Source organism: Flavobacterium sp. KACC 22761, assembly GCF_034058155.1.
Classification (GTDB): Bacteria; Bacteroidota; Bacteroidia; order Flavobacteriales; family Flavobacteriaceae; genus Flavobacterium.
The window spans coordinates 4,309,620-4,323,991 of sequence record NZ_CP139148.1 but is presented as its reverse complement, the minus strand read 5'-3'; the positions used below and the strand labels follow the sequence as shown (position 1 = coordinate 4,323,991).

Here is a 14,372-nt window from a genome sequence, read left to right as displayed (position 1 = left end):
TAAAAATACTAGTATTAAATTCAGTGAAAACATGAAAAACAAGTTTCTATTTATAATAAGTTTAGTATCGTTTTTTTGTGCTAATGCACAGCAATATCCTTTTAAAAATCCTTCTCTAAGTTCAGCAGAAAGAGCAAAAGATCTAATTTCACGATTGACGCTTGAAGAAAAAGCCGCATTAATGTGCGATCAGAGTGATGCTATTCCACGATTAGGAATTAAAAAATTCAATTGGTGGAGCGAAGCATTGCACGGTTATGCGAATAATGATAATGTAACTGTTTTTCCTGAACCTATTGGTATGGCAGCATCATTTGATGATCAGTTCGTTTTTCGTGTTTTTGATGCTGTTTCAGATGAAGCACGTGCTAAATACAACCAGTGGATTCAAAATGGTAATGAGAATAAGCGATTTTTAAGCCTTTCAGTTTGGACACCTAATGTAAATATTTTTAGAGATCCGCGTTGGGGCCGTGGTCAGGAAACTTATGGAGAAGATCCTTATCTTACTTCACGAATGGGAATTTCTGTTGTAAAAGGCCTTCAAGGGCCTCAGGATGCTAAATACCGAAAACTTTTGGCTTGCGCGAAACATTTTGCCGTTCATTCAGGACCTGAATGGAGCAGACATGAATTGAATCTCAACAATGTAAATCCTAGAGAATTATATGAAACGTATCTGCCGGCATTTAAGTCATTGGTTCAGGACGCCGATGTTCGTCAGGTAATGTGTGCGTATCAACGTTTAGACGATGAGCCTTGTTGCAGTAATACGAGATTGTTGCAAGGTATTCTTCGTGACGAATGGGGCTATAAATATATGGTAGTATCAGATTGCGGTGCCGTGACTGATTTTTATACAACCCATAAAGTTTCGTCGGATGCAACACATGCAGCATCTAAGGCCGTGCTTGCAGGAACTGATGTCGAATGCGTTTGGGAAAAATATCCGTTTAAAAATTTGCCGGAAGCGGTGGAGAAAAACCTAATAAAGGAAGCTGATATCAATAAAAGTTTGCTTCGCGTTTTAATTGGCCGTTTTGATTTAGGTGAAATGGACGATGATGCAATTGTTCCATGGGCTCAAATTCCGGCTAGTGTTCTTAATAGTAAAGAACATCAGCAATTAGCACTTGAAATGGCTCAAAAGTCAATGACGCTTTTGCAAAACAAGAACAATATTCTCCCTTTAGATAAAGCAACAAATAAAGTTGCAATTATTGGCCCAAATGCCGACAATGAGCCAATGTTGTGGGGAAATTACAACGGAACACCCGTTAAGACCATCACCATTAAAAGGGGAATAGAATCAAAGCTTCCAGCAAATAAAATCTTTTATGATAAAGCCTGTGATTTAGTTGAAGATAAAGTAAATCAGACGTATTTTGACCAACTTTCCTTTGAAGGGAAAAAGGGAATGAAAGCAACTTATTGGAATAATCCTAACCGAGAGGGAAATAGCGTTATATCGCAACAAATTTTAAATCCTATAAAAATGACGACTGCGGGTCAGCATGAATTTGCTTCGGGTGTAAAATTAGAAGGGTTTTCGGCAAAATATGAAGCTGAATTTTCAGCCAAAGCAAATGATACGCTGGTGTTTAAAACGGGTGCGACTGGTGCTTTCGAACTGATTGTTGACGGAATTTCTAAGGCCAAATATACAAATTGGAGAACGCTTCCAGGAAAAATTCCATTTGCCGTTGAAGCAGGCAAAAAATATAAAATCGAAATTCTGTACGCTCAGTCAAACAATTGGCAGGCCAATCTTGAATTTGATTTCGGAAAAGAATTCGATATTGATTTTGGAGGATTAATCCAGAAATTAAAAGGCATTGATACTGTCGTTTTTGTTGGCGGACTTTCGACTTTGCTTGAGGGCGAAGAAATGCCAGTTTCTTATCCAGGTTTTAAAGGCGGTGATAGAACGGATATAGAACTTCCTGCAGTTCAAAGAAAATGTCTGCAAGAACTTAAGGCGGCAGGCAAAAAAGTAGTTTTCGTAAACTGCTCGGGTTCAGCAATAGCATTTACACCAGAAACATCAAGCTGTGATGCCATTTTACAAGCATGGTATCCTGGAGAATCTGGCGGTCAGGCTGTCGCCGATGTGCTTTTTGGAGATTATAATCCTGCTGGAAAACTTCCGGTTTCATTTTATAAAAACTCAGCTATTTTAGGAGATTTTGAAGATTATTCCATGAAAGGACGCACGTACAGATATACAACTGATGTTTTATTTCCTTTTGGTTTTGGTTTAAGTTATTCTAAATTCGACATAGGTACAGCAAAACTTAGCAAGACAAAAATCAAGTCAAATGAAAGTGCGCAATTGAACTTTTCAATAAAAAACAGCAGTAAACGTGATGGAACAGAGATTGTTCAAGTATATGTTCGAAAATTAAATGATACAGATGGACCTTTAAAATCGTTGAAAGCTTTTAAACGAATCAATTTAAAAGCTGGAGAAAGTCAGAATGTAACAATTGATTTGCGATCGTCGTCATTTGAATTTTACGATCAAAATACTAGAAATATGAAGGTAACTTCGGGTGAATATGAAGTTTATTATGGCAATAGTTCTGCCTCTAATGATTTAAAAATGCTTAAAGTGTTTGTTCAGTAAAGCCACCGGAATTCAACGCCTGCTTTGAAAAGTTATATTTTGAAGCAAGCTTAAATTCTGACAATACTTTTAATTAACATGTGAGTAATTGCATTTTCAATTAAAAAGTATATATTTAATTAAAATTTCCTCAAATAATATATGTCTCGAAAAAATTGTTTTAGAGCGATAGTTATTTTATTTTTTATAGTAAACAATTTGTTTTCTCAAAATAAATTTGAAAACTATCAATTTCGATTAGTAGATAAAGAAGCTTCGAAAAGTGGCATTTATACCATTTCACAAGATCAGTCTGGATTTATGTGGATGGGTACAAATGGTGCTGGCTTATTTAAATACGATGGAGTCAATTATGTTGCTTATGAACAAAACTCTCGACTTAAAAATTCTATTAATAGCAATTTGATTTATGCTACTTATGTTGATAGTCGCAACCGGTTGTGGATAGGGACTGACGAAGGATTATGTTTGTACAATCGAAACTTAGATAATTTTGAAAGCATTGATATTCAGAAGAAAATTAAAAAAGAAACTGTAATTTCTATTAAAAGTATTATCGAAGATAATAATGGAAATCTATTGTTAGGAACAGTTAATAACGGTTTGCTAAAATTAAATACTACCACGCGCGAAATTGCCAAAGTTGCTTCTGATGTAGTAAATAACTCAAATTATCTTATCAATAGTCTTGCAAAAGACAAAAAAGGAACAATTTATTTGGGAACAAATTTAGGATTGAAAGTATTCGACCCTAGAAAGAATGTGACTAAAAAAATTGACATTGGCAATGACAGTCGCATACACGCGGCAAGCATCGTGTCTATGTGTTTAGACAGTAATCAAAATTTATGGATTGGCGATGGATTTAAAGGCTTGATAAAAGTAGATTTACATTCTAAAGTTAAACAGGCTTTTTTCTACCCAATTACGAAAAAAAGAATCATGTCAATATTGGCTAGAGATGCCAAAACAATTCTTTGTGCGACCGAAAATGATGGTTTAATCATTGTAGATAATCAGGGAGTTGTTCAAAAAAAGTATGTAAACAGCAAATTCAATACGCGTAGTTTAAGTTCAAATTCGGTTTGGTCTTTATTATTAGACAAAGAGAACAGAATTTGGCTGGGTTATTATAATAAAGGCTTAGGCGTTTTTGATAAAATAAACAGCAAGGTCAATATCATAGAAAGTTTGCCTGGAAATCCACAATCTTTACAAACCAATTGTGTGACTGGAATTGCCAAAGATCATCAGGGACAATTATGGATTTCTATGGAAGGCGGTGGAGTAGATGTCTATAATCCTACAACCAAAGATTTTAAGCATATTACCAGAACTGATGCTAGCCTATATTCTGGATTGACTAATGATAATATTACAAAAGTATTTATTGATAAAAAACAAAATGTCTGGCTATCGAGCTGGAACGAAGGGATTTTTCTTTTAAAAAAGGGAAGCAGGAGTTTTATTAATTATAATACAAAAAACACTCCTAATCTGGCTTCAGATAATATTATGAGCATTACAGAAGATTCCAGAGGTGTAATTTGGATTGGGACTTTCGCTAAAGGACTACATTATTATACACCGTCAGATGGACAATTTCACCATTGTAATGCTAAACCATTTTTGACAAATGCAATAACCAATATTGACATCAGAAATGTAATGGTTGATTCAGATGATGCCGTTTGGGTTGGTTCAACAACTGGACTTTATAAAGTGGTTACGAATGATTATATCACTTTTTCTGTAACTTCTTTTAGAGGTAAAATGTCGGAGAAATTAAGAAATCATAAAAGCACACATACGATCAATGCTTTATATCAGGCTAAAAACAAAGAAATTTGGATTGGAACTGATGGTGCAGGATTATTTAGTTACAATAAAAAAACAGATGTTTTAAAATGGTACATAAATTTTAAGGGACTGCATGAAAAATCAATTTCGGCTATTACAGAATCTAATGAAGGATATATTTGGTTAAGCGGAAAGAAAGGAATCACGAGACTGGACTTAAAAAACAATAGTACAATCAACTATTCTACATACGATGGTTTACTTGGGAATGATTTCAACAATAATGCTGTTTTAAGAGATGAAGATGGAATGCTTTATTTTGGAAGTTATGAAGGCTTGAATTATTTTGATCCTTCTAATTTGGTTAAAAGTAAAAAGCAATTGCCTATTTATTTTACTGATTTAAAGCTTTTTAATAAATCGGTTGGGCCACTTGAAAAAAACTCGCCGCTTATAAAAGTACTTTCCGAAACAAAAAAAATAATTCTTAAACACGATCAGTCTGTATTTACAATTGATTTTATTGCAGTAAATTATTCTTTTCCAGCCAGAAATGAATATGCGTATTATTTAGAAGGTTTTGACGATTCGTGGAATTATGTCGGCAACAAACGCTCGGCAACTTATACCAATTTAGCTCCGGGAAATTATACATTTAAAGTGAAAGCGGCAGAAAAGAATGGTGCTTGGAGCAAGGTGCCATTGGAATTAAAAATCGAGATATTGCCACCTTGGTGGAAAACATCTTTTGCGTATTTATTTTATACTCTTTTGCTTGGAGCAGCAATTCATTTTGCCAATCAATACTATCAAAATCGATTCAAACAAAAACAAATGATCGAGTTTGAAAAACAGAAAGCGATTCAGATTGAAAAATTAAATAATAAAAAATTGCAGTTTTTCACTAACATCTCACATGAATTCAGAACTCCATTAACATTGATTTTGAATCCTTTAGGAGATATAATCAAAAATAATAGTCAGCAACTTCCAGAAGGCGTACTGAATAAATTGCAAACGATTCAAAAAAGTTCTGACAGACTTTCCCGACTAATTAATGAGTTGATGGATTTTAATAAATTGCAGTTCAATAAAATGAACCTTCAATTGCAATTGATTGAAGTAGTTGGTTTTACAAAAGAAGTGGTCAGTTATTTTAATGAAGAAGCATTAAGCCGTGGAATTGAGTTGCAATTTGAATCCAATAAAGCTTCCTTAAAAGATTGGATCGACCCTAAAATGCTTGAAAAAATTATTTTCAATGTCGTTTCGAATGCTTTTAAAGTTACTCCGGATAACGGAAAAATTATAGTGAAAATCGTAATTAATAACGAACAAATTCATTTTCCTTTGATTGATTCATCAGATGTTGCACCTTATTTTACGATAGTTGTTGAAGACACTGGTTCTGGGTTAGATAAAAAAGATATTAAAAGAATTTTTGACAGGTTCTATCAAGTAAACAATTTGAACAAAGCATATTATGGAACTACAGGAATTGGCTTGGAAGTAGTTCGCGGATTTGTCGAATTGCATAAAGGAATAATTGAAGTTGAAAGCGAATTGGGAGTAGGCACTATTTTTAAATTGCTGTTTCCTTTAGGAAAAGATTTTTTTGATGAAAATGAAATATTGTTTGAAGGATATAAAAAGGAAAATAAAATTAGCTTCAAGCCAATTGTAGAAAAAGAGGAAATCCAATTGACTGAGGATGAGGAACAGCAAGACCGAGTGTATACGATTTTAATTGTTGAAGACAATGTAGAACTTCGAAACTATTTAAAAAGCGAGCTCAAAAAAGAGTACAAAGTGATCGTTGCAGAAAATGGACAAGTTGGTTTAGACTTAGCATTACAAAAATTGCCTGATTTGATTTTAACTGATGTAATTATGCCTGTTATGAATGGTTTGGAATTATGTAAAAATATAAAAGCCAATTTAAAAACTAGCCATATTCCGTTAATGATGTTGTCTGCAAAAGCTTTAGTTAAAGATAGATTGGAAGGAATTGATTCTGGTGCTGATATGTATTTGAGCAAACCTTTTGATATGGATATTTTAAGGTCTAGTTTAGTGCAATTGATTAATAGCAGACAAATTATGTTTAATAAATTCTATAACGGAATTACTTCTACTGCTAAAGAAAAAACAACCTCTTTAGATAATGAATTCATAAAAAATGTACTGAAATACATTAATGATAACATTCGAGAGACCGAATTAAGCGTAGAAGTTTTGGCCTCAAATGTATTTTTGAGCAGAAGCCAGTTGTATCGAAAAGTGAAAACATTAACTGGCGTATCTGTAAATGAATTTATTCGTAATGTTCGCTTAGAAAAGGCTAAAGAATTAATTGAGTTAGGAAATGACAATATAACTGAAATTAGTTATAAAGTTGGTTTTAGTTCTCCTTCTTATTTTACAAAATGCTACAAAGAAAAATTTGGATGCTTGCCGACTCAAAAAGTAAATAATAATTAATTAGTAGCAATTTTTTGCTCTAAAAAAGACGAATTATTTCGTCTTTTTTTTTGTTATAAGAAGTATCAAATTGACAATTTTTTTTTAAACGATAAATGTGCGATCAAAAGCTTTTTTATTTTGTATGGAACAAGAAAAATGAGTTTAAATGTCATCTTTCAAAGTTGCAGAATAAGAATTTTTGAGCCTTTTATTTTTTTATACTCAAAAAAAAAGATATTAAAATTAGTAATAATATATTTTTCATTTCAACTAATGAAGCACTGTAAAACCCCGAATTTGCTATTTTTTTAACGATGATGCTACAAATTTGATAGATTATGCATCAAATGTAGTATGTGAAATTTATGTTAACAATCTATTTTTGGTATAATCAAATTTAAAATAAACGTGAAACTAATTACTAACAATCTTAAACCATTTAAATCATGAATTAAAACCATATTTATGTATTGTAAAACCACTTGTTTTAATCAAAATTAATAAACAAGAGGCCTCAATAATAAATAGCAAACAAAACTTTACAACCAACAATTATTTAACTAAAACAAAAAACCAATTATGAAGTTAAAATTAAAATTTGCAATAATCGCATTGCTGATGATAAGCTATCAGAATATGATGGCACAATCCAAGACCATACAAGGTGTTGTTACCGATCCTTCGGGATTTCCATTGCCTGGAGCTAGTATTACAGTTCAAGGTTCAAACAATAGTGCATCAACAGATTTTGATGGTAAGTATTCCTTAAAAGGAGTTAATCCAACAGATAAAATAATATATTCTTATGTTGGCTTAGTTACGCAAACGGTTGCAGTAGGAACTCGTACTACAATTGATGTTACATTAGTTGAATCAGCACAAAACTTGCAGGAAGTTGTAGTTGCCTACGGTACACAAAAAAGAACAAAAGTAACTGGAGCAATTTCAACTGTTACCTCAAAAGATATTACAGCGGTGCCTATTACTAATGCAGAGTCTGCTTTACAAGGAAGAGCTGCGGGGGTTACTGTTGTAAATGGTGCACCTGGTTCTAGCCCTACGGTTAGTATTCGTGGTTTGGCTACAATGGGAAATAGTACACCTTTGTATGTAATTGATGGAGTTTTAACTGGTAACCTATCAGGATTAAATCCTAGCGATATTGAGAGTATATCGGTTTTAAAAGATGCCTCAACAACAGCATTATATGGTTCTAAAGCTTATAATGGTGTAATTATGGTAACGACAAAAAAAGGAAAAAAAGGCGCAGGAACATTAAATTTTAGTTCTTACGCAGGTTTTCAAAGAATCACTAAAAGATATGATGTTTTAAATACGCAGCAATATCTTAAATATGCTAAAGATTTAGGAAGTGATTTAACAGCAAGAGCAGCCGAATTTGGAAATATAAATACAAATTGGCAAGACGAAATTTTTCAGGATGGTGTAATGCAGGATTACAATTTAAGTTTCTCAAACGGAACAGATAATTCTACAGGCCGTTATTCTGCTGGATATTTAAAGCAAGAAGGAGCTGTTATAAATACCGGTTTTGAACGTTACTCTTTTAGAGCAAATAATACACAAACTATTGGAAGATTGACAGTTGGAAGCAATGTAGGCGTATCTTTCAATAAAACAAATCCAGAACGTGCTTCGGGAGGTAGAACATTATTAGAGCATGCTATTAAAATGGCGCCTTATTTGCCGGTTTACAATGCAAATAATTTGGGTGGTTACCAAGGTCCTTCTACTGCTGATGGGCAAGATGCTGAAAACCCAGTTCGTGTGGCCAACTTAGGATATCAAAATATTAATGGATTATCTTTAATTGGAAACATTTTCGCTGAAGTCGAAATCATTAAGGGACTTAAATTCAGGTCGCAAGTTGCTTTGGATTATTTTACAAACGAAGATCATACTTTTATTCCTAGCTACAGCGATGGTTCAGCTCATAAACAAGCTTATTCATCAACAGCAGAGACAAATTCAAAAGGGCAGACTATTGTTTTTGATAATAGTTTAACCTATAAAACTACAATTGCTGAAAAACATCATGTAGAAGCAGTGGGAGTTATTACTAAAATCGAAAATAAATTTAAAAATCTAGTTGCAAGCAGCCGTTACTATATTTCAGACGAAATTGATCAGTTGAGGCTTCAGGATGCAAATTTATCTTCTACTAGCAGTGAAACAAATAATTTAGGTTATGTAGCTCGTATTAATTACGATTATGATGATAAATATTTATTAGCTGTTTCAGGACGTAGAGATGGTTCTTCTCGTTTCGGTTCTAACTATCGTTATGGTAACTTTTACTCTGTTGCCGTAGGTTGGAATATTGCGAAAGAAAGTTTTATGGCAAATTCAATATTCAGCACATTAAAGCTTAGAGCAAGTACAGGAACAACAGGTAATGACCTTATTGACAATTATCAGTATAGCGGAACTTTAGCAGCAAATTATATTTATCCAATTAATGGAGCTGCTGCATCAGGTGTTACAGCTGGTAGAGCTTCTAATCCAGATTTGAAATGGGAATCTAAAACAGATAGAAATATAGGTTTGGATTTTGGTTTGCTTGATGAAGCAATCACTGGAAGCTTTGAATATTTTAACAATAAAGGTAGTGATATTCTTTTCGCAGTACCGCTTCCTGCTTCTGTAGGATCTGCTGGTGGAGGAACTCAAACTCAAAATATTGCCAATACAAAAGTACACGGATTTGAACTATCACTTGGCTACAATGACAGAAAAGGAGATTTTACATGGTCAGCAGTTGCTAATTTAGGAACAAGTAAAAATGAGGTAACAAGTTTGGCGCCTGGTGTAACTAGTGTATTAGGCGGACCATCAGGAAGAGCAGGTTTAGAGAACTTCTCAAGATTAGAAGTAGGACAGCCATTATTCTACTTCTGGGGGTATCAAACCAATGGAATTTATAAAAATCAAGCAGAAGTAGATGCTGCTCTTGGTGCAGGACAAACTACTGTTCAACCGGGTGATATTCGATTTGTGGATAGAAATGGAGATAAAGTAATCAACTCTCAAGACAAAACAAACATCGGAAATCCATATCCAGATTTTACTTATGGTTTAAATCTTACTGCAGCATATAAAAAATTCGATTTTAACTGCTTTATAACTGGAGTAAGCGGAAATGATGTTTTTAATTCAAACAAATTTGATTTAGAAGCTATGCAACGTTTATTTAATGCTAGTACAGATGTTTTAGACAGATCAATTGTTCAAAATGGAGTAGTTACTAATCCATCGGCTACATTGCCAAGAGCACTTGGAGCAAGCCAAAACTGGTCGTCTGCAAGCCAGCGTTATGTTGAGGACGGCTCTTATACAAGATTGAAAAATGTGACTTTGGGTTACACTTTATCGGGAGATGCTTTTGATAACCATTTTACAAATATCCGATTCTATTTAAGTGCGCAAAATCTTGTTACAATTACAAAGTACTCTGGTTTAGATCCTGAAATTGCTCGTGTAGATGCTAATGCAAATTCTGCCGGAATTGATATAGGAAGATACCCACAGCCTAAATCAGTAATTTTTGGACTTGATGTTACATTTTAATTTATAAAGATGATGAGAAAAATAAAATATACAGTTGCAGTATTATTAGGGATTTTTACAATAAATTCTTGCAACGACAATGATTTAGAATTGAGCAATCCAAATGAGTTATCGCCGGAAACATATTTTAAAAGTGAAACTCAAGTACAAGCTTCAGTAAATGCTGCTTATGCAAACTTGCAAACAAGAGGATTATATGCAAGACACATTTTCTTTGCTTTAGATAATATGTCTCAAGAAAATAAAGGAAATCCGCAATTGGAAGGAAATAAAAAACCTTTTCTTGATTTCTCTTTTGATGCAAGTAGTGATATTATCCAATATTATTGGGAAACTTGTTTCTTAGGAATTTCTAAAGCGAATTTTGTTTTGGACAATGAAGCTAAGATTAACGCTTTGCCAAATTCTATTTTGACACAAGAAAAAAAGAATAAGTTTTTAGGAGAAGCTCATTTTTTAAGAGCCTACTATTACTTTCTATTAGTGCCTCGTTTTGGAGATCTTCCAATTTACACAAAACAAACAATTGTAGGTAATCCAAGAAGTCCAAAAGATGAAGTATATAAATTGATTGTAGCTGATTTTGACTTTGCATCTAAAAATTTATTAAGCAAAAATGTAGAGGACAAAGGTAGAGCAACAAAAGAAGCGGCTTTTGCTTATTTAGGAAAAGCACTATTGTATCAAAAGAAATACGATGAGGCTTTGGCTGCTTTTAGCAAAGTGACTGGATTTAGTTTAGAAACTAATTTCTATAACAATTTTATGGATGAAACAGAGCATGGTCCTGAATCAATCTTTGAAATTGAATACGATGAAAAATTAGGTGTTGCTGATAAATGGGGTAGTGATACTGCTGGAGATGGTGTTGCCGAATCTACTCTTAGAGGTCAAGAATATGGTAATCTTGGCTGGTACAACGTATATCCTTCTGATAATTTATTAGATGAATATGAGCCAGGTGACAAACGTTTTGGCGATACTTTTTACGTGCCAGGATCTAAATATAATAACGGAGCCAACACAATGACAGCAGCTAATTTTTCTTCATCAGAAGGTTTAAGAAGAGCAGGCTGGAAAAAGTATCAAAACTATTATAAACGTACTGATGAAAATCTTGATTCAAGCATCAACTTCAAAGTAATGCGTTATTCTGATGTATTGCTTATGATGGCTGAATGTGAAAGCTTAAGATCTGGTGGTGTACAAGCAACAGCTATTGGTTACATTAATCAAGTTCGTGCAAGAGCAGGTGTACCATTGTTGGCAACAACACTTACAAAAGATCAAGTATTTACTGCGCTTATTCATGAGCGTAAAGTAGAATTGGCTGGTGAGCAAGTTCGTTTTGATGATATAATTAGATGGGGAATTGCTAGTACTCAATTAGCAGGAACCGGTTTTAAAGCAGGTAAAAACGAATTATGGCCAATTCCAAACAGAGAAACTTCTTCGAATCCAAATATTAAACCAAGTGATAATAATCCTGGTTACTAAAAATGATTGAAGTTAGTTAGTTAAGTTAGTTAGTTTGACAAACAGCACATGAAAATGTGCTGTTTATCAATATGTTGTTGTTTTCAAAATTTGAAGAGAGGATTTCAAACACTAACTGAATTATTTTAAAAATAAATCTAAGTACTATATCGGTTTATTCCAAATGAAAAAAATTGCATCACTTTTTTTAATCGTAACATTATTTTACAATGTTTTAGGATTTTATATGATGTTTGCTGAACAACGAGAGCAAGTATGGGTGACTGCTATGGAAAAAACCGAAGATTCAGACTTTGAAGTTATCGAAATTCAGATTGATCCTTATGCCTATGTTGTAGATTCTGGTTTTGAAGAGGTTAACGAAGATTTCACTATAGATAGTAAAACCTATCACGTTTTTAAGAAAAGAATTGTAAACAATGTCTTAAAATTATATTGTTTAAAAAATTTCCACTTTAAAGTTTTTAGCAAGGATTTAAAAAAAATGGTAGATAATCAGATTTTTGATACTTCTTCCAGCAAAGAAAATCCTAGCAAAAAAGTAATAAAGTCTTTTATTACAGATTATATTCCTAATAATGATACAATTGATATGGCAGTTTGTACATCCAGAATGTTTTTTCCTGCCAAATTGTGTCCCTATACTCCAAAAAGCGAACTTCTTTCGGGGTATTTTACCACCATTTGTCCTCCTCCTGATATGGTGTAATATTTCTTTCACGTTAAAAATTTAAAAGATCATGACTGTTTAATCAAGTCCTGCAATTCAATCTTTGGTACTATCAATAAGATTAATTGTGATTATTTAAATTTTTCAATCAATTAGTTAGTACTAATTGATTAAGAAACTATTACATAACCATATAAACCTAACCAAAAATGAAAACATATAAATTTTTGTTTAAAGTACTATTGTTTAGTGCTTTAAGCATATCTGCGTTTGCCCAAAACAAAGACAATAAAAAACAAGCTGAGCCAACAGGAGCAAGCAATATGGCTTATAAATGGAGCGAAATTGCTATTACTGCAACGGCAAATGATACAGATAGATTTAAACCAAGACCAACAGTAACTTCCCGTTTTTTAGGATTAACATTTGTAGCCATTTTTGATGCCTGGAGCCGTTATGATGAAAAGGCTATTCCGGTATATTTAAAAGATGCAGATAGAAGACCTGTAAAAGAGCAAACACTAAAAAATAAAGAGATTGCTATTAGTTATGCCGCTTACAATGCCTTAAGCGAATATTATTTTTCAGACAAAGAACTATTCAAAGCTTTTATGATAGAATTAGGATTGGATCCTAATGACAAATCTCTTGATCCGAAAACTCCAGCAGGAATAGGAAATTTAGCTGCAAAAGCGGTAATCGAAGCCAGAAAACATGACGGTTCAAATCAATATGGAGAAGAAGACGGATCAAACGGAACTCCGTATTTTAACTATGTAAATTACAAGCCAGTAAATACTGCAGATGAAATGGTAGATGTAAATCACTGGCAACCAAAATATTTTTCTGATGGAAAAGGCGGCAAGTTCGCACCAGGTTGCATGACGCCATTTTGGGGTAAAGTAAAACCTGTTGGGTTAAAAACTGGAGATCAGTTTCGTGCAATGTCTCCTCCTTCTTTAGATTCTGAGCAACTTAAAAATGAAGTTGCAGAACTAATTGATTTGCAACATAATCTTACTAACGAGCAAAAAGCATTAGTAGAGTTTATGCGTGATGGACCAAAATCAGTGCAACAAGCTGGGCATTGGCTAAAATTTGCTCAAGATGTTTCAAGACGCGACAAGCACACGCTGGATCAGGATGTGAAAATGTTTTTTTACAACCAAGTAACGGCTATGGATTGTTTTATAGCTTGTTGGGATACAAAAATGTTTTACGATTTTGCTCGTCCTTATGCTTTAGTGCATTATTATTATAAAGACAAAACGATAAACGCTTGGGGCGGACCTGGTTTTGGAAATATTGACATGAAAGGGCAAGACTGGAGACCGTATTCGCCAGATATTTTCTTATGTCCTGCATTTCCCGGTTATGTTTCAGGACACAGTACAATTAGTGGCGGTTGTGGTGAAGCATTAAAACTATGGACAGGAAGTGACACTTTTGGAGAATCTGCAACAGTGGATGCGCCAGGATCAATGACAGAACCTAATAATGTAGGAAAAGCAGTTGTCTTAAAATTTCCAACGTTTACTGAAACAGCAAATATGGCTGGAATTTCCAGAGTTATGGGAGGCTATCACATTCAGGCAGATAATGTTGAAGGACTTAAACTTGGAAGAAACGTAGCTCACGAGGTTTGGAAATTCTACAATTTTCATATCGGAAATAAAACTATAGATAAAATTACTTCAATTGAATAAGTGTTCCAATTTTAAAATGGAA

The 14,372-nt window shown here is 33.5% G+C and carries 6 protein-coding genes; all 6 read left to right on the top strand.

Annotation, left to right across the window (positions count from 1 at the left end):
* The first annotated feature begins 31 nt into the window (after nucleotides 1-31).
* A complete protein-coding gene (gene xyl3A, locus SCB73_RS18530) occupies nucleotides 32-2,626 on the top strand; it encodes a xylan 1,4-beta-xylosidase (protein ID WP_320567667.1) in 2,595 nt (864 codons plus the stop codon).
* A gap of 141 nt (nucleotides 2,627-2,767) precedes the next feature.
* A complete protein-coding gene (locus SCB73_RS18525) occupies nucleotides 2,768-6,907 on the top strand; it encodes a hybrid sensor histidine kinase/response regulator transcription factor (protein WP_320567666.1) in 4,140 nt (1,379 codons plus the stop codon).
* A gap of 561 nt (nucleotides 6,908-7,468) precedes the next feature.
* The gene (locus SCB73_RS18520; RefSeq protein ID WP_320567665.1) at nucleotides 7,469-10,477 is read left to right on the top strand and encodes a SusC/RagA family TonB-linked outer membrane protein; all 3,009 of its coding nucleotides are present in this window, start codon (nucleotides 7,469-7,471) and stop codon (nucleotides 10,475-10,477) included.
* 9 nt (nucleotides 10,478-10,486) lie between these two features.
* A complete protein-coding gene (locus SCB73_RS18515) occupies nucleotides 10,487-11,974 on the top strand; it encodes a RagB/SusD family nutrient uptake outer membrane protein (RefSeq protein ID WP_320567664.1) in 1,488 nt (495 codons plus the stop codon).
* A 163-nt stretch (nucleotides 11,975-12,137) separates the two neighbouring features.
* Nucleotides 12,138-12,683 carry a hypothetical protein gene (locus SCB73_RS18510; RefSeq protein ID WP_320567663.1) on the top strand — a complete coding sequence of 182 codons (546 nt, stop codon included), beginning with the start codon at nucleotides 12,138-12,140 and terminating at the stop codon, nucleotides 12,681-12,683.
* Nucleotides 12,684-12,853: 170 nt separating this feature from the next.
* Nucleotides 12,854-14,350, top strand: coding sequence for a vanadium-dependent haloperoxidase (locus SCB73_RS18505; protein ID WP_320567662.1), 1,497 nt, complete (start codon nucleotides 12,854-12,856; stop codon nucleotides 14,348-14,350).
* The last annotated feature ends 22 nt before the right edge of the window (nucleotides 14,351-14,372 follow it).

What these genes read in the sequence shown, in the direction of transcription:
- xyl3A (WP_320567667.1), top strand. Translation starts at nt 32, where the DNA reads ATGAAAAACAAGTTTCTATTTATAATAAGTTTAGTATCGTTTTTTTGT.
- SCB73_RS18525 (WP_320567666.1), top strand. Translation starts at nt 2,768, where the DNA reads ATGTCTCGAAAAAATTGTTTTAGAGCGATAGTTATTTTATTTTTTATA.
- SCB73_RS18520 (WP_320567665.1), top strand. Translation starts at nt 7,469, where the DNA reads ATGAAGTTAAAATTAAAATTTGCAATAATCGCATTGCTGATGATAAGC.
- SCB73_RS18515 (WP_320567664.1), top strand. Translation starts at nt 10,487, where the DNA reads ATGATGAGAAAAATAAAATATACAGTTGCAGTATTATTAGGGATTTTT.
- SCB73_RS18510 (WP_320567663.1), top strand. Translation starts at nt 12,138, where the DNA reads ATGAAAAAAATTGCATCACTTTTTTTAATCGTAACATTATTTTACAAT.
- SCB73_RS18505 (WP_320567662.1), top strand. Translation starts at nt 12,854, where the DNA reads ATGAAAACATATAAATTTTTGTTTAAAGTACTATTGTTTAGTGCTTTA.